Consider the following 17,093-nt stretch of genomic DNA (forward strand, 5'->3'; position numbering starts at 1 on the left):
ATATGATCGGTATTATTAGTGACCCTAAAGAGGCAAACTATGCTGTATTTTCCTGACAGCCTGAATCACGACGAAAAGGATAAAAAAACGCTTAACACGCACTGTCTGGACGAGCAAGAATGGCAAGCACTGCTCGATCAGTTTATTTCCTGTGTCGGTGAGGAAGATCTGACCAAACTGGAAACAGAAATTACCAGTGACCCTGTCACTTATTGTCTCCGCCAGTTAAATAAACCCATACGCGAACTGACGGAACTTGAAAGTCAGTTCTCTTCCGTGATTATCCCGGAATCTCCGGTTGATGCTGGGACATATACCCAGCATCTGAGCGAAAATATCCTCAATCAGGTTGTGCCTGTATCATCACCTACCTTTGTTGGTCACATGACATCGGCTCTCCCCAGACATTTGCCTGCACTTGGCAAGATAGTGACAGCGCTGAACCAGAACCTAGTCAAACTGGAAACATCACACATTTTAACTGCGCTGGAACGGCAGGTTCTGGGTATGATGCACAAGCTGGTATATCACGGTGATGAAACTTTCTATAAACAGTGGCTTCACAGCAGTGATCATGCGCTGGCGACCTTCTGTTCTGGTGGAACTGTGGCTAATTTAACCGCCATGTGGGCGTGCCGGAACCAGCTTATGCCCGCCGACGGGGATTTTACCGGTCTTGCACGTGAGGGATTAGCCAGAGGGCTGATGCATTATGGCTATAGTGGCTTAGCTATTCTGGTATCGGAACTGGGGCACTATTCGCTGAAAAAAACGGTGGATATCCTTGGATTAGGACAAGATGCCTTGATAAAAGTGGATGCCGACAGAGAGGGGCGGATCAGCATTGATGCCCTGCTCACACAATTACAGAAACTGCGCCAGCGCAATATCAAACCCATGGCGATTGTCGGGATAGCTGGCACCACAGAAACTGGTTCCGTTGATCCGCTGGATATTCTGGCGGATATCGCTGAGCAGGAACAGTGTCATTTCCATGTTGATGCCGCCTGGGGCGGAGCGAGTTTGCTGTCCAAACGCTACCGGCACTTATTTACGGGTATCGAACGTGCTGATACCGTCACGATCGATGCACATAAACAAATGTATGTCCCCATGGGAGCTGGTATGGTGTTGTTCCGTCAGCCTACCCTGACCAACGCCATCGCCCAACATGCTAATTATATTGTGCGCAAAGGATCGAAGGATCTGGGTCGCCATACTTTGGAAGGTTCACGCAGTGCAATGTCGCTGATGTTACACAGTAACTTCCATTTGCTTGGCCGCCAAAGATTGGCTGGCCTGATCGATGCAAGCATTGAAAAAGCGCAACAATTTGCCGATCTCATCCGCCAGCAAGAAGATTTCGAGTTGATCAGTGAACCACAGCTTTGTCTGTTGACCTATCGGTATGCACCGCCAAAGGTATTACAGGCACTACGAGCAGGTTCAGAACGGGTGAAACAGCAATTGCATGAATCAATTAATGCACTGAACCAGAATATCCAGGCGGTACAGTGGTCCGCGGGAAAATCTTTTGTCTCACATACCCGTCTCAAACCCGTGCAATGGGATCGGCAACCCACAACCGTTTTTCGTGTCGTGCTGGCAAATCCTCTGACCACGTTGGCAATACTCGAAAATATGCTTGAGGAGCAGCGTCAGTTAGCACAACAAAGCCCGTTCTGGCAAACGCTACACAATTTAATCAGTTGAGTATACGGTCTGATATTACATCACAGTATTCGTTTGATTAATTTATATACCCAATAGATTTCAAATAGCAGCATAGCGGCAGTTTGAAATCTATTGGTTTTTTGTACGAATACAAAACGCAAATAACATGTCGTTTAAAATCAATAAATCGTTATTCAATCGGCTTGTTGTTCCAATTCTCTGACAAGTGGGATCACGTTTTTACCAAAATACTCTAGCTCTTCCTGCATATGCAAAAATCCAAGCAACATCAGGTTTACGCCAACTTTTTTATATTCAATAATTCGTTGGGCTATTTGTAATGGCGTGCCAATAAGGTTGGTTTTAAAGCCGTCATTATACTGTACAAGATCTTCGAAAGTTGATTTTGCCCAGTTCCCTTCTTTTTCTGGTGATGCATTTCCCGCATTTTGAACTTCATGATGGAAACTTTTCACCGCTTCAAAATCACTATTATCTAAAATATCCTGTAATACTGCGCGAGCCTCTTTCTCATCATCACGGGCAATAGCAAAACCATTAACGCCTATTTTTACCTGATGATGATTCAATAACGCTTTAGCTCTGATATCTTCGATTTGTTTGTGAATATATTCCACACTGCCGCCATTAGTAAAATACCAATCAGAAACGCGTGCAGCCATGTCTCTGGCAGCTCTGGAACTCCCTCCTTGAAAAATTTCCGGTAACGGTGCCTGTGGCTTGGGGTTTAAAACATAATCATGAAAACGATAAAAATCACCAGAAAAACTGAAAGCAGGTTGCGACCAGATCCCTTTCAAGCAACGGATAAATTCTTCAGAACGTAAATAACGTTCTTCATGATCCAACCACGGTTCACCAATCGCTTTAAATTCACCGCGAAACCAACCACTAACAATATTAACCGCAATACGGGCACCATAAAGTTGGCTAATTGTTGCTATCTGTTTAGCGGCTAATACCGGTTTCCAAGGCCCAGGTAAAAGGGCTGCAATGATTTTCAATTTATTGGTTACCGAAAGCAGATCTTGCGAAAAAGTCATCGATTCATGCTGGTTTTCAGCACCATATCCAGCAGTAAATCTAATTTGGGTCAATGCATAGTCAAAACCTACATTTTCAGCGATTTGAGCCAGACTGCGATTATAAGTATGCTCCCAATTAGTACGTTGCTGGATTTTACTTATAACCAATCCACCTGAAACATTAGGTACCCAATAAGCAAATTTAATGGGTTGAGAATTGAATTCAGCCATTAAACCTCCATGATTTGAAATCAGAATATATAGCTACTCGATAAGGACGTTTATCTCTTCAATGATTTTTATAGAACGATATAAAATGAGTTAATCGATGAAACACATTATTAACAGGTCTCAATGAACTTTATTATTTTATTTTAAATAATTTACAAAAGACATTGTTTCTCTGTTTAAAGTCAATTGACAACGCTATGGTTATGAGGTCTTTTATAAAAATTTCTATAAATATGCTTACTGTTCACTTTTCACCAAAGGGGGTAAAAAATGAAACTTGTTCACTTAACATATTCACGCAACCAAACACCAAGAACAAAAAATATTTGATAAAAATCCATATGATAACTTCGATTTTATTTGTGAAAAAATACACAAACCCTCTAATCTTATTAAGATTGAATTAGTTCCAGGATCCGGCGATATTACATAATGATAGTGATATTGATGCGTATAAATATTTTTTATTGATTGATTAGTCATAGCTCAAAAATAAAATCAAACTATACGGATAATATCCAGACAAATAGAAGCATTAAAATATGCTGTGCAAAAATCAAAGAGGGATTATATGAGATCACGTGCTGCCGTTGCCTTTGGGCCAAACAAACCACTCGAAATTATCGAAATTGACGTTGCTCCACCAAAAGCCGGTGAAGTCATGATAAAAATCAGCCATACAGGTGTCTGCCATACAGATGCCTTTACCCTTTCAGGTAGCGATCCTGAAGGCATATTCCCCGTTATCCTGGGGCATGAAGGAGCCGGTGTCGTTGTCGAAGTGGGTGAAGGTGTCACAAGTGTAAAACCAGGTGACCATGTCATTCCATTATATGCGGCGGAATGTGGCAAATGTGAGTTCTGTCAGTCTGGAAAAACTAACCTTTGTATCGCAGTCCGTGACACGCAAGGCAAGGGCCTCATGCCAGATGGCACAACCCGCTTTTCTTACAACGGGCAACCTGTCTATCATTACATGGGGTGTTCCACATTCAGTGAATACACTGTCGTTGCTGAGGTTTCCGTGGCAAAAATAAATCCAACGGCAAACCATGAACAAGTTTGTCTGTTGGGCTGTGGTGTCACTACGGGTATCGGGGCCGTACACAATACAGCCAAAGTACAACCGGGAGATTCTGTTGCCGTTTTCGGATTAGGTGGGATTGGTCTGGCCGTTGTTCAGGGCGCTCGCCAGGCAAAGGCAGGACGTATTATTGCCATTGATACCAACCCAGCTAAATTTGAACTTGCCAGACAATTTGGTGCCACTGATTGCCTCAATCCCAATGACTACGACAAACCTATCCAACAGGTCATTCTGGAGATGACTAAATGGGGTGTTGATCATACTTTCGAATGTATCGGGAATGTCAATGTCATGCGTGCTGCTCTGGAAAGCGCACACCGAGGATGGGGGCAATCCGTCATCATTGGTGTCGCTGGCGCTGGACAAGAAATTGCCACCCGGCCATTCCAACTTATTACCGGGCGTACATGGAAAGGCACCGCTTTCGGTGGTGTAAAAGGACGCAGCCAGTTGCCGGGAATGGTGGAAAAAGCCATGCAAGGTGAAATCGAACTTGCACCTTTCGTTAGCCATACGATGCCTCTGGAATCCATTAATGAGGCTTTCGATCTGATGCATGAAGGTAAATCAATCCGAACAGTCATTTACTACTGATTAAGTTTGGATCGTAGACAGAAAACCGTGTTGCCAGCCAACACGGTATCTGACAAATAATAAAATAATCACTGCAACAAATGATTTTAGAGAGGAAGTCATGGAAAGAATCGAACATCACGCCTGTTTTGGTGGATGGCAGGATGTCTATCAACATGAATCAAACGTTTTGGGTTGCCAGATGCGTTTTGCAATTTTCTTCCCCCCTCAAATTAAGGAAAGAAGATTACCTGTTCTTTACTGGCTTTCTGGTTTGACCTGCACCGAGCAAAATTTCATCACAAAATCAGGTGCTCAACGTTATGCTGCTGAACAGGGTATCGTTATTGTGGCGCCAGATACCAGCCCACGAGGCGGTGAGGTTGCTGACGATCCCGCCTATGATCTTGGAAAAGGTGCTGGCTTTTATCTCAATGCATCAAAACACCCTTGGGCTTCACACTATCGTATGTATGATTATGTTGTTTCAGAACTCCCCAACCTGATTGAAACACACTTTGCGGTAACGAATTTACGAGCAATCAGTGGACACTCAATGGGAGGCCACGGTGCAATGACCATTGCATTGAAAAATCCAGAACGTTATTGCAGTGTGTCGGCATTCTCACCTATTGTGGCCCCTAGCCAGGTTCCATGGGGAATAAAAGCATTTTCAGCCTATCTTGGTGAAGATACATCGGATTGGGAACAGTATGACACGGTGGAACTAATTAAGAATGCAAAAAAACAGCTTCCTATCTTGATTGATCAAGGCCTCAATGACGACTTTTTGGATGAACAGTTACGCCCCCATTTGTTGCAAGATATTTGCGATGAAACCGGTTATCCAGTGACTATCAATCTTCGGCCAGAATATGATCATAGCTACTACTTTATCGCCAGCTTTATTGAAGATCATATCGCTTATCATGCCAAAGCAATGCAAAAGTATGTTAAGAATAAATAAGTAAAGCCCTATAAAGGGCTTCTTCGTTTTCAGGTAAATTATTCTTGCTCTTTTTTACAGTTAGTCAGCTGCTGCATTATGCCGTCAGTTCGCAGATTGCCAATTGAAATTGTTGCTGTGCCGTATTTTGGGAAAAATCTTCACTGACAATACCATCATCATATTTAAACTCCCTTTCTGACATGAGTTTCCTGCCGGTGCAGCGGTCATGGCCATCTCATGACCAACATAATCACCTGATTTCATTCCGTGAATTGTCATAACGCCATTTTTAAAAACCATTCTGGATTTGACTACTTATTCAATGACGTCTAAATCAGATTTCTTTATTTCCATTTTAATGTGAGCCACTCCATTAACCATCAAGGAGTTCGGAGGACGAGGTGTATTGCTTATATCAATCATAGCTTCGACTTTACCGCAAAATACTTTATCCTGCCCCTCTGATAGAATGTTAGAGGTATTTGCATTGGCATCAATATCAAATGTAACCAGGCACATTTTTTCAACCCCTTTATCCTTATCCATTATAATAACTGTAGACAAAGATTTTATCACCCAATCCGAATATATTTGCTCAGGCGTTTTTTGCTCTTTTTCTCCACATCCTGCCAATGCCATTACTAACAACAAACAAAATGACTTTTTCATTATATTACCATCATTAAATTTTACTCATAATGTTAACCAATGCAGGAAAACAATCCAAAAATCAATGCATAAATAAAGTTTATGTGATGAATATCTGATAAAAACCGACTCAAAGTCCCGTGACGTGATGGGGCTTCATGTCACCATCTCAATTCAATTGCATTCGTTATTATTGTACAGGGTCAAACTTAGCTATGTTTTTGATTGGTAGCTATTCAATGCTGATGGATTCAGTTAAGAGAAAAGTCATCAACACATTACCCTTATTTACTATTTTAAAAGTAATAGAAACTAGCTGAAAATTATAATTTCTTATATAACGTTTAGGTTTATACACAATATAAGTGAATGTCCAGAATTTATGGGAGGGGAATAAATTACAGATTTCAGAAAGAACAACGGTAGCAAATTCAAGTGGCATTTAAACATCTGGGTTAATAATTCTGAATTTTAATTACATTGTGAAATTAGTAAATCACATAAAAGAGATTACCATGAAGACGCTGAATGTTATAAGAAATAATATGGAGTTGTCACACCCAGTTGAAGTGCTAGAGACATTATTAATACGCTTGCATTTATATGGCCGTGCATCAAATAAAGACATTTCATTAAAAAGTGGTTTACCTATTCCTATCATCTCCGCATTTAAAAAAGAATTAATAAAATATGACTACGCTGAAAACAAAGGTGTTTTTAAGTTAAACTCCATGGGTGTAAAATATGTACAAGATGAACTGGGATACCGATCAGTTGATATAAATAAATATAACTTGCTGTCATCAGAGGAAAAACGTGAAGAATTTGAGAAAGAACTTTTCGTATTATTGGAGCCTACATATAACAGCAGACCTCAAGTCAATGTTTTGTTAGATCAAGCACATGCAACATTAGAGACATCAATACGCCGGGTAATGCTATTACTTAATAACCCAAGAGTATTTAAACAAAATATTTTATTTTTGGGTGATGATGATTTGACTTCCTTAACCCTGATGATGGCATTTAAACAGCTCGGCTACAATTGCTCAAAAAATATTTTTGTCAAGGATATCGATCAAGATCTACTAACCTTTATTCGAGATGTCGCAGAGCAAAATGATTTTGTCATTAATACTGAATACTTAGATCTAAAATTCTCTAATGTATACACTAACAATTTTGACATTGTCTTGACAGATCCACCTTATACATTGAACGGATTAAAACTCTTTTTATCACGCGCTATTAGTTTCACTAAAAATGATAATAGTGAGATTTTACTCTCCTTTGGTCAAAAAAAACCAATGGAAAACCAAGAAGTTCAAAGGTTATTCAATAATCAGAATCTTCTTATCAAAAATATTTATCCGCAATTCAATAAATATCATGGCGGAAGTATTATCAGTAATGTCAGCGATCTCTATGTTCTTTCTGTTACACCTCAAACATACCCGACAATCTCAGGGAGAAATCATTATTCAGATAAAATCTATACTGGAGAAATTAACCCTCGTATAAAATTTTACCAATGTAAATCATGTAATCACAGGATAACCATTGGACACGGAAAAAATATATTAACGATAGAACAGCTCATAAAGGCAACTTGTAATCAGTGTCACGGCACTAAATTCCAATATCGTGGTCAGGAAAAAATAAGTTCATCGGATAATACACGACAACCTGGCACTCACATTATCATAGATATGAAAGATTGTGATGCAGAGGTACTGAAATCTGTATCAGCCATTGAAAAAATCATGCTTGATATTACCCGACAATGTGAGCTGTATGTTGTTACTCATCATTTCCATCAATTCCAACCATGGGGTGTCAGTGGTTCACTAATATTAGCAGAGTCGCATTTTACTATTCACACATGGCCTGAATATCAGTACGCCGCTCTTGATTTATTCATTTGTAATGAATTTAAACATCAAGATACAGTTATGATACAACTACAAACGCAGCTTAATGCTCAAGAATATGAATATAAGATACTACAGCGGGGTTTTTAATATCAGCGCTAGCTTTGGTATGCATAGGAACCGCCTCTCAAACGTGTTGTTGCCCATGTATTTGGTGACCGTATACGCGTCAAAAGGTTGGATGGAAAAACAATAAGTTATTCCAAATCAGAAGAGATACATGACAAAGTCATAGGGACTTTCATTAAACGTGAGTATCATGTTTTATAGAGATCTAACCATTGGAAGCACAAGCTAAATAAGCCCTTATTTTTCCTAATATAATGGAAAAAGCAAGGGCTATGTCACTGGGATAAGAAAATAAAACTGCAACCTGAAAGTTTGGAAATAGACCAATCTTAATTAACGATACATCTCAAACAAAGACATGCCTTTTAAATCAGAAAACGCTTTATAGGAAGCCTGTAATGCAGCTTGTTCCTGATAATAGCCGGAAATAGTGGAGATCAAATCCGCATCGACTAATTCCCCCATCCGAACTTTATTGTCTATGCTCCGCTCACTGGCTAACGCATCCAGTTGTTCCATTTCCTGAAGCTGTAACCCTAGCACGGCTTGTGCCGAAGATAAGTTGTTCAAGCTATTACGTACACCTCGGTTAGCTTTGTCAATTAGCGCCAGTGATTCCTTTCTTTCTGTTTCGCTGGCATCCGTAAATGGCCTTTTAAGTGCCTCGATAGCAAAATCAATAGAGGCAAAAATATCGGATTCAATTACACCGCCATCAGGCTCTTTAATCGGGTTGGACGTTGCCGATAAAAAGACTTTTTCCCCTGTATGGGCAATAACCATGGAACGATTGTCATCCACTCTTTGGCTTATAGCTTCGCGTCCACCTTTGTAGTCAACTTTTCCACTGCCATCCGCTTCAAAAGGTGGAACATCCGTTTTATAACCGGCAAAAATATAGCGGCCATTGCCATCGGTTTTATTCCCAAGGTTTAGTAATTGCTGTTTAAGCCCATCCAATTGTTGAGCATAAGACTCACGATCATGATCGCTCTGTGCACTTGCCGCCGCAACTAATGTTTCCAAAACATTATGTGTCACCGATACAACACCGTCGATAGTACTCAATTGGGTTGACATCGTGTTCTTGGCAAAGATGCGGGCCGTCACAAATTGCTGATTCTTCGCCTCAGATTGGGCAACCATAATATTCTGTGAAGCAGCCAACGGATCATCAGAGGGTTTGATAACACGTTTCCCACTGGATAACTGTTCACCATATTGCATCCATTTAGCCTGGGAACCAAAAACCCCATTCATTTTCTGGCTGTATAAAAGATTCGTACTTACACGCACAATATCAGTTCCTTCTTCTCTTTTGCCACGAGTGATTAACGGATATCCAGAATGGCATTAAACAGCGTTGATGCAGTCTGGATAACACGAGCATTTGCCAAATAGTATTGCTGCAAACGTTGCAGCTCGCCGTATTCTTCGTCCATGTTGACACCAGATACCTGCTCACGGGCTTTGAAACTCGCCTTTAGGCTGATATTTTGAGCCTCCAGACTGCGCTTAGCACTATTGGCCTTGCTCCCCACCGTACTGACCAGCGAAGCATAAGCATCCGTCAAGGTATTTTTACCATTAATGAGCTTTTCTTTTTGCAGGAGAGTGAATTTCTTCGCGTTTTCGTTATCACTTGGACCAGAGTCTTCTTTTTTGGCGCCAGCCATTGCCAATTGAGAAGAATCCTTAATATTGACTTCCAGTGCAGAGATGACACTACTGACCGTTTTCAGTGTGTATCGATCATTATCCTGTGGATCCGTCGCATTGATGTCGATTTTCAAACCGTCAAATTCCAGCGTATCACCATTTTTAGTTACAGAGATCATTTCCCTGTCAGCGACGCGCTGTACTTTCCAATCTCCACCTTCATATTTGATGGTGTAGTCACTGTCTTTTACTTTAGTGGTATCTGCATATTCCACTTTAATTTCAGCTGTACCTTTGTTATTGCTGTTAGCAATGGTTGCTGGCTGCCCAAAATTGAAGAAATTAATACCGGGCTTACCGTTCAGATCAACGCCACCGCGCTGGACCTGATTGAATCGATCCGCCATCACTAATCCCAATTGGTTTAATTGATTGCGGGTTGGCTCTATCACTTCACTACGTGCACGTAATGCACCGCCCAATTTTCCTTGCGAGACAAAGCGTTCATCAATTTCTCTGGTCCCTGTGCCATTATCGTAGCCCAGCGTGACACGGTTGCTATCTGCACTGGATGGGATCGCTTCCAATCGATAGGCATTACTGCCAGATACCAGTGACATGCCACCGCCAAATGAGACGTTGTAAACGCCGCCATCTTGCTTGGTCACTTCTACGCCAACAAGCCGATTTAACTGATACAGTGCATGATCACGTTTATCCAGTAAAGCCAACGGTTCACCGTTTCCTGCGCCACGCATACGAGAAACTTCATCGTTCAGAAAGGCAATTTCTTCCGCGTATTTATTGATTGCTGTAACATGCTGATCAATTTGGTGATTGATACCATCGTCCAACTTACGGAGAGTTTGATCAGCTTCTTTAAATCGGTTAACCAAACCTTCAGCTTTGCCTCGTACTGTCGTTCTTGCTGCATGGTCTTCCGCATTATTTTCAAGCGTACTCAGGCTCTTAAAAACGTCTTCCATAAAGCTGGAAAGGCTCGTTGCCTTATCGGCCAGCAGATTTTCAACCTGGGAGATTTGCTGATTGTATGTATCTAGTTCGTCATACTTGGTTTGTGCAGCATGATATTGCTGACTAATAAACTCATCGTATTGGCGGTTAATAGAATTAACATTCACACCATTGCCAATAAAACCAACCGGTGACATGCTACCGCTATCCGGCAACATTACCGCTGTCTGTCGGTGATATCCTTCGGCCTTAGAGTTGGTAATGTTATTACCCACTACACCCATTGCCACTTGCGCAGCATTAATACCACTCATAGCAGTATTGATAAGACTATTGGACATGTGTAGATCCTTTTACGTTTTCGTTATGCCTCCATCGTGGGAGGTAATGCACTGCTACAGTTATCGGCAAAATACCCTGATTCTTGAGCGAATTGATTCCCTTAAAACAGGTTATCGAAATCATAGGTATAGGCTTTTGCCATTTGCTTGCCGGTACTTTTTAGCTGCTGGATCAATGACACTAATTTTTGGGCATAACCTGGATCGGTGGCATATCCAGCCTCTTGTAAGGAATACGCACCCTGCTCCGCCGTGGTTGATTTTGCAACCTTGGTGTAACGGGGGTTTTCTGTCAGTAACTTGACGTAATCCGTTATCGCTTCCGTATAAGAGTTATAGACGCGGAAACTGTCCTGCATTTTCTTCGGCTCACCATCAACGTATTCCGTCGTCATAATATTGGTGACGGGACCTTTCCAGTGTTTTCCTGCTTTAATACCAAACAAATTATGACTTGGCTTACCTTCCGCAGTCAGAATTTCTCGCTGCCCCCAACCGGATTCCAGCGCTGCCTGAGCAATAATCAACAAATGAGGAATTCCACTTTGCTGGCTTGCCAGCTGAGCAGGTAAGGAAAGCATGGAAACAAAGCTGGCACTGTGCATTGGCAATGATTTTGGTGGGGCTGAACTGTATTGAGGAGAGCCATTCTCCGAAGATGGGTTTTTAGACACATAGTCAGGCGCCGGCATCGCCCGACGCATAAATGGTTCCAATGCCTGCTTCGGTAATGTTTGCAGGATTTCATTATCCAGCGGCATCGGCACCATGCTGGCCAATTCATCTGGCACATTATTTGCGACATTATTTGCATGAGAGAATTGCTTAACGATCATGTCCGCAAATCCTAAGCCTTTTTGGGAAAGATCCTGGGCAATTTGCTGATCGTACAGCGAAGTATAAAAACGTGTCTGCTCACTGCTTAAAATGCCATCCTGCGGCAACGAGGAACGCATACTTTTCAGCATCATCTGAACGAAGACGCCTTCTAATTGTTGGGCTACTTGCCGTAGCCCTTGTTGTGGTTCCTGTGACAATTTAGCTTTCAGTGAATGCAATGAGTTAAAATCGTAAGCTGCATTGGACATCGTCAGAAAGTCATTCATCAGATAATCTCCAATTTCGCCCGCAGACAACCGGCGCTCTCCATTGCCTGCAAGATCGACATTAAATCGGTTGGCGTTGCCCCCAACGCATTCAACGCGCGCACAACTTGTGTCAGATTCGCACTGGCACTGAGTTGTTGCAATGCACCGCCCTGCTCCTGAATGCCAACCCCCGTATTGCGAGTCACGACGGTACTGCCTCCCGCCAATGGCGTATTAGGCTGATTGACCGCGATCTGGCGTTCAACAGTCACAGACAAACTACCATGAGCAATGGCACAACTGTCCAAGGTCACATTGCGGTTCATCACCACGGAACCTGTTCGGGAGTTGAAAATCACTTTGGCATCACCGGCATCTACACGGATAGATAAATTCTGCACCTGAGCCAGAAACTTCACCTGTTCGCTGTTCTCAATCGGTAAACGTAACTGAACAGTGCGGGAATCCAACGGTGTCGCCGTTCCCGTTCCTTTCAATCGGTTGATCGCATCACTGATTTTCTGAGCTAATCCGAAATCATCATCATTCAGTTGCAAGTTCAGTGTACCTTTTTGGCCGAACTGGGTTGGCAATTCACGTTCAATTACCGCACCATTGGAGATCCGCCCACCGGCAAGTTGGTTGACTTTGATACTGTTACCACCGGCACTCACACCAGCCCCCCCCACCAGGATATTGCCCTGAGCCAAGGCATAGACCTGGTTATCCACCCCTTTTAACGGCGTCATCAGCAATGTACCGCCACGCAAGCTCTTGGCATTACCCAGCGAGGAAACGACAACATCAATGTTCTGCCCTGTCCGCGCAAAAGGTGGCAGTTTTGCTGTCACCATCACGGCAGCGACATTTTTAAGCTGCATATTTGTACCGGCGGGTACGGTGATCCCTAGCTGTGACAACATATTGCTCAAGCTTTGGGTCGTAAAAGGCGTCTGCATAGTTTGGTCACCCGTTCCATCCAGTCCAACGATCAAACCATAACCAATCAGCGCGTTATCCCTGACGCCTTCAATCGTCGTCAAATCACGAATACGTTCGGCAAAAACACTGGCAGAAGTGAACGTACCGGACAGCACCAACAAAAACGTAAAAAGGCTGGCGACTAATTTTTTCATCCTGACCATCCTCTTTTAAAACGGTGAGATATTGATAAAGAAACGTTGCAACCAACCCATATGCTGCGCTTCGTTGATATAACCATCACCAACATACTCAATACGGGCATCAGCAACTTGATTGGAACTCACCGTATTGCTGCCCGTGATAGTTCGCGGGTTAACAACACCAGAGAAACGAATAAACTCCGTACCCTGATTAATGGCGATCTGTTTTTCCCCCACGACATGCAGGTTACCATTGGCCAGCAGCTTATCTACGGTCACAGTAATGGTGCCCCTGAAGGTATTGTTGGCATTCGCTCCCCCTTTGCCGCCAAATTCATTATTGCCTTCCATACCCAGATCGGTTTTTCCACCCCCCATCAATCCCTGCAAAAAACGAGGTGTCAAAGCCGCCGCAAAACTGGTTTTTCCATTGCGACTAGCATTGGCTGAAGAGTTTTTGCTCGCACTGACGTTCTCTTGCAAGATAATCGTTAGCGTGTCACCGATATTGCGTGGACGGCGGTCTTCAAACAGTGGCTGATAGCCGTAATAGACCGGTTGAACCGTTTGAAAAATAGAACCATTTGGCGTTGGAGCAAGCGCTTCGGCGGGTTTTGCGGTTGTTTGCCCTTCCACCAGTGGCTTGTGCGGCATATAAGCACAGCCCCCTAATGTCAGTGCCGACAGTGCCAGTACCGCCACAGATATGCTGATACGCCACTGATTTCTCTGGTTTTTCCGTAAACCAGTGGAGCCATAAGCTACATGGTTTTTAGCATGGCTTTCGGCAACGGGCATTGTATCCATCTTCTATGCTCTTAAATTTATCGTAGAAATAGCGGAGGAACATGTTCCCCCACCATTAATGGTTAGGTTATAACTGAGTCAGCTTTTGCAGCATTTGATCAGAAGTCGATACTGCCTTGCTATTGATTTCATAGGCTCGCTGCACCTGAATCATATTAACTAACTCTTCCGCCACATTGACGTTAGACGTTTCGACAAAGCCTTGATAGAGCACACCAGCGCCATTGATGCCCGGTGCATTCTCTACTGGCACGCCAGAACTGTTGGTTTCCAGATACAAATTCTCACCGATGCTTTCCAGCCCACTTTCGTTGATAAACGTGGTCAATGTCAGTTGCCCAATCTGCTGAGGCGCATTTTGCCCTTGCACGTTTACACTGACAGTACCATCACTGGCAATGTTAAGCTTCGTGGCATTATCTGGAATGATGATGGCAGGGACTATCTGAAAACCACCCACAGTAACCAACTGACCATTCTGATCTTTTTGAAATGAACCATCACGGGTATAGCCAATGGTGCCATCAGGCATCTGGACTTGGAAAAAGCCCTGCCCTTTAATTGCCACATCCTGGCTACTATTGGTTTTCGCCAGGTTACCCTGGCTGTGCAGCCGCTCGGTAGCTACCGGTCGGGCGCCCGTACCAATCTGCAAACCTGATGGCAGGGTTGTCTGTTCAGACGACATCGCACCCGGCTGACGTTCGGTTTGATAAAGCAAATCTTCAAACACCGCACGCTGGCGTTTGAAACCGTTGGTGCTGACGTTTGCCAAGTTGTTAGAAATAACATCCATATTGGTTTGCTGAGCATCCAGCCCAGTCTTGGCAATCCATAAAGATCGGATCATGAATTTATCCCCTGTCTCCGATTTAGCTCATAGCGAGAATTTGGTTAGCCCGCTGTGCATTTTCATCGGAACTGTGTATGACTTTCATTTGCATCTCAAAGCGACGCGCATTAGCGATCATGTTCACCATGCTTTCTACTGGATTAACATTACTGCCTTCCAAAACACCCGACATAACTTTCACTTCGGTGCTGGCCGCCAATTCATTGCCCTGCTGTTCCCGCGCCAGTGGCGTTAAATGGAACAAACCATCATCACCACGCACGACTTGGTTAGCTTCTGGTTTAACGATTTTCAGCTTGCCAATCTGGCCCAACAAAGTGGGCGGATCGCTGGCAATCAGGGCAGAGATGGCACCGTCTGTCGCAATGGTCAGTTCAGCCTGCGGCGGAACATCAATCGGCCCGTTTTCGCCCATCAACATACGCCCCTGTACCATCAGTTGCCCTTCGGGTGAAATCTGGATACTACCGTTGCGGGTATAGGCTTCTGTCCCGTCTTCAAGCTGGACAGCCAAATAGCCACCTTGTCCGACTGCCACATCTAACGGACGAGACGTGTAATTCATGGGACCTTGACGGCTATCCATGCCAGGAGTGGAGGCAACGACCAGTGAACGTGTCGGCAAGGTTTCACCTTCAATAGGTACGGCACGCAGGGCAGCAAGCTGGGCCTTGAAGCCCGGTGTTGACGCATTAGCCAGATTGTTGGCTGTGACAGCCTGATGTTCCAGCGTTTGGCGCGCAGCGCCCATAGCGGTATAAATGACGTGATCCATAAAGCTATCCGCCTGAGTCTATTAACGCATGCTGACCAGCGTTTGCAGAATTTGATCCTGCGTTTTGATGGTCTGGGCATTAGATTGGTAGTTACGCTGGGCGACAATCATACTGACCAGCTCCTGGCTCATATCAACGTTTGATGATTCCAATGAGCTACTGATCAACTTACCGAAGTTACCTGAACCTGCGGTGCCGACCACTGGACTACCGGATGCACCGGTTTCGATCCAAACGTTATCACCCTGAGAAGCTAAGCCTGCCGGATTGGAGAAGTTCGCCAGTACGACTTGTCCCAAGACCTGTTTCTGCTCGTTAGAATAAATACCGTAAATTTTGCCATCCCCCTCAACTTGGTAGTTGGTGAAGTGACCTGCCGCATAACCGTCTTGCTTCTGATTAGAAATGGAATCTTCTTTGACTCTCTGCTGCTTGCTACCGTTAAAGTCAAACTGGATTGTGGCCGGATTAGAACCATTCAAGGCTGGCATAGCGAAAGCAAATACGTTGTCAGCCGTCGCAGGTGCCGCAAGCTTACCGTTGCCATCAAAACTCACACTGCCTTCTTTGTTTAATTTTTCAGCTTTCGCATTCTTAACAGAAGTATCCAGGGCATAAATATCCCACTGATTGTCATCTGTCTTGACGAAGAACACATTGACATTATGTTCGTTGCCGAGGCTATCGTATACCGAGATACCGGAACTGTAGTTAAAAGTATCTTTCACATCCGGTTTAAATGGGTTAGCTACCGTATCGATCTTGTCATGCATCGAATTCAGGTTAGCCTTCATCTTAACTTCTGTCGTCGACTTAGCAGCCAGCATGTCAGTTGGAATCGAAATTGGCCCTGGGGCGGCACCCTGCTGAATTTCAGGACCATCTTTGCCCTGAATGGCTTGATAACCCGTCAATTTCATGCCCTGCATATCGATCACATTACGATCAGCATCCATTTTAAATTGACCATTACGGGAATAAAAAATATTACCGTTGGTATCCTGCATACGGAAAAAGCCGCCTTGGGTGATCGCCATATTTAATTGATCGTTAGTTTTGGTGATTGAACCATCCTTAAAGTTCTGCACCATGCCAGAAACCTTGACGCCCAACCCGACATCTGAGCCACTGAACACATCGGAAAAAGCAACAGAACTGGATTTAAATCCGTATGTTGCCGAGTTTGCAATATTATTACCAATAACGTCTAAGTTGCTCGCTGCGGCATTCAAGCCACTGACCGCTTGTGAAAAAGCCATATG

14 protein-coding genes and 1 pseudogene are annotated in these 17,093 nt (G+C 43.5%); 5 read left to right on the forward strand and 10 right to left on the reverse strand.

Going from position 1 to position 17,093, the window contains the following annotated elements; translation table 11 throughout:
• Window positions 1-39 precede the first annotated feature (39 nt).
• Entirely contained in the window at window positions 40-1,713 is a 1,674-nt protein-coding gene (gene panP, locus IQ209_RS01440; RefSeq protein WP_193848314.1) for a pyridoxal-dependent aspartate 1-decarboxylase PanP, read from the forward strand.
• 155 nt (window positions 1,714-1,868) lie between these two features.
• Here panP and sfnG read toward each other — a convergent pair whose 3' ends face one another.
• Complete coding sequence (gene sfnG / locus IQ209_RS01445) at window positions 1,869-2,951, reverse strand: dimethylsulfone monooxygenase SfnG (RefSeq protein ID WP_193848316.1); 1,083 nt, start codon at window positions 2,949-2,951, stop codon at window positions 1,869-1,871.
• A gap of 571 nt (window positions 2,952-3,522) precedes the next feature.
• On the opposite strand from sfnG, the gene IQ209_RS01450 reads away from it, so the two are divergent.
• Together IQ209_RS01450 and fghA are read left to right on the forward strand one after the other, a co-directional pair.
• The gene (locus IQ209_RS01450) at window positions 3,523-4,632 is read left to right on the forward strand and encodes an S-(hydroxymethyl)glutathione dehydrogenase/class III alcohol dehydrogenase (RefSeq protein ID WP_193848318.1); all 1,110 of its coding nucleotides are present in this window, start codon (window positions 3,523-3,525) and stop codon (window positions 4,630-4,632) included.
• Between the two features lie 100 nt (window positions 4,633-4,732).
• Window positions 4,733-5,578 carry an S-formylglutathione hydrolase gene (gene fghA / locus IQ209_RS01455; protein ID WP_193848320.1) on the forward strand — a complete coding sequence of 282 codons (846 nt, stop codon included), beginning with the start codon at window positions 4,733-4,735 and terminating at the stop codon, window positions 5,576-5,578.
• A 297-nt stretch (window positions 5,579-5,875) separates the two neighbouring features.
• On the opposite strand, the gene IQ209_RS01460 is transcribed toward fghA, so the two are convergent.
• Entirely contained in the window at window positions 5,876-6,229 is a 354-nt protein-coding gene (locus IQ209_RS01460; RefSeq protein ID WP_193848322.1) for a hypothetical protein, read from the reverse strand.
• A gap of 494 nt (window positions 6,230-6,723) precedes the next feature.
• On the opposite strand from IQ209_RS01460, the gene speD reads away from it, so the two are divergent.
• Together speD and IQ209_RS01470 are read left to right on the forward strand one after the other, a co-directional pair.
• A complete protein-coding gene (gene speD, locus IQ209_RS01465) occupies window positions 6,724-8,229 on the forward strand; it encodes an adenosylmethionine decarboxylase (RefSeq protein ID WP_193848324.1) in 1,506 nt (501 codons plus the stop codon).
• A gap of 54 nt (window positions 8,230-8,283) precedes the next feature.
• Window positions 8,284-8,409: pseudogene (locus tag IQ209_RS01470) on the forward strand (IS1 family transposase); the annotation flags it as partial.
• Between the two features lie 132 nt (window positions 8,410-8,541).
• Here the strand turns inward: IQ209_RS01470 and flgL are convergent.
• The 8 genes from flgL to flgE all read right to left on the reverse strand — a co-directional run bounded on the left by flgL (window position 8,542) and on the right by flgE (window position 17,090).
• Window positions 8,542-9,504: a flagellar hook-associated protein FlgL gene (gene flgL / locus IQ209_RS01475; RefSeq protein ID WP_193848326.1), complete on the reverse strand. Its 963-nt coding sequence runs from the start codon at window positions 9,502-9,504 to the stop codon at window positions 8,542-8,544.
• A gap of 35 nt (window positions 9,505-9,539) precedes the next feature.
• Window positions 9,540-11,183: a flagellar hook-associated protein FlgK gene (gene flgK, locus IQ209_RS01480; protein WP_193848328.1), complete on the reverse strand. Its 1,644-nt coding sequence runs from the start codon at window positions 11,181-11,183 to the stop codon at window positions 9,540-9,542.
• Window positions 11,184-11,284: 101 nt separating this feature from the next.
• Entirely contained in the window at window positions 11,285-12,292 is a 1,008-nt protein-coding gene (gene flgJ, locus IQ209_RS01485) for a flagellar assembly peptidoglycan hydrolase FlgJ (RefSeq protein ID WP_193848493.1), read from the reverse strand.
• On the reverse strand, window positions 12,289-13,407 hold the full coding sequence (locus IQ209_RS01490) for a flagellar basal body P-ring protein FlgI (RefSeq protein WP_193848330.1): 1,119 nt from the start codon (window positions 13,405-13,407) through the stop codon (window positions 12,289-12,291). The genes flgJ and IQ209_RS01490 overlap by 4 nt, the downstream gene beginning before the upstream one ends.
• 15 nt (window positions 13,408-13,422) lie before the next feature.
• On the reverse strand, window positions 13,423-14,202 hold the full coding sequence (locus IQ209_RS01495; RefSeq protein WP_193848332.1) for a flagellar basal body L-ring protein FlgH: 780 nt from the start codon (window positions 14,200-14,202) through the stop codon (window positions 13,423-13,425).
• 67 nt (window positions 14,203-14,269) lie between these two features.
• The gene (gene flgG / locus IQ209_RS01500) at window positions 14,270-15,052 is read right to left on the reverse strand and encodes a flagellar basal-body rod protein FlgG (RefSeq protein ID WP_193848333.1); all 783 of its coding nucleotides are present in this window, start codon (window positions 15,050-15,052) and stop codon (window positions 14,270-14,272) included.
• A gap of 22 nt (window positions 15,053-15,074) precedes the next feature.
• Window positions 15,075-15,830 (reverse strand): flagellar basal body rod protein FlgF, encoded by a 756-nt coding sequence (locus IQ209_RS01505; RefSeq protein ID WP_193848335.1) that lies wholly within the window; start codon window positions 15,828-15,830, stop codon window positions 15,075-15,077.
• A gap of 21 nt (window positions 15,831-15,851) precedes the next feature.
• Window positions 15,852-17,090: a flagellar hook protein FlgE gene (flgE, locus tag IQ209_RS01510; RefSeq protein WP_193848337.1), complete on the reverse strand. Its 1,239-nt coding sequence runs from the start codon at window positions 17,088-17,090 to the stop codon at window positions 15,852-15,854.
• Window positions 17,091-17,093 lie beyond the last annotated feature (3 nt).

This window comes from Xenorhabdus sp. BG5, assembly GCF_015163665.1.
GTDB lineage: Bacteria > Pseudomonadota > Gammaproteobacteria > Enterobacterales > Enterobacteriaceae > Xenorhabdus.

Bases quoted from the DNA above. Each gene is read 5' to 3' on its own strand.
- IQ209_RS01490 (WP_193848330.1), bottom strand. From the start codon at position 13,407: ATGAAAAAATTAGTCGCCAGCCTTTTTACGTTTTTGTTGGTGCTGTCC.
- IQ209_RS01450 (WP_193848318.1), top strand. From the start codon at position 3,523: ATGAGATCACGTGCTGCCGTTGCCTTTGGGCCAAACAAACCACTCGAA.
- IQ209_RS01505 (WP_193848335.1), bottom strand. From the start codon at position 15,830: ATGGATCACGTCATTTATACCGCTATGGGCGCTGCGCGCCAAACGCTG.
- IQ209_RS01495 (WP_193848332.1), bottom strand. From the start codon at position 14,202: ATGGATACAATGCCCGTTGCCGAAAGCCATGCTAAAAACCATGTAGCT.
- flgG (WP_193848333.1), bottom strand. From the start codon at position 15,052: ATGATCCGATCTTTATGGATTGCCAAGACTGGGCTGGATGCTCAGCAA.
- speD (WP_193848324.1), top strand. From the start codon at position 6,724: ATGAAGACGCTGAATGTTATAAGAAATAATATGGAGTTGTCACACCCA.
- flgE (WP_193848337.1), bottom strand. From the start codon at position 17,090: ATGGCTTTTTCACAAGCGGTCAGTGGCTTGAATGCCGCAGCGAGCAAC.
- sfnG (WP_193848316.1), bottom strand. From the start codon at position 2,951: ATGGCTGAATTCAATTCTCAACCCATTAAATTTGCTTATTGGGTACCT.
- panP (WP_193848314.1), top strand. From the start codon at position 40: ATGCTGTATTTTCCTGACAGCCTGAATCACGACGAAAAGGATAAAAAA.
- IQ209_RS01460 (WP_193848322.1), bottom strand. From the start codon at position 6,229: ATGAAAAAGTCATTTTGTTTGTTGTTAGTAATGGCATTGGCAGGATGT.
- flgK (WP_193848328.1), bottom strand. From the start codon at position 11,183: ATGTCCAATAGTCTTATCAATACTGCTATGAGTGGTATTAATGCTGCG.
- fghA (WP_193848320.1), top strand. From the start codon at position 4,733: ATGGAAAGAATCGAACATCACGCCTGTTTTGGTGGATGGCAGGATGTC.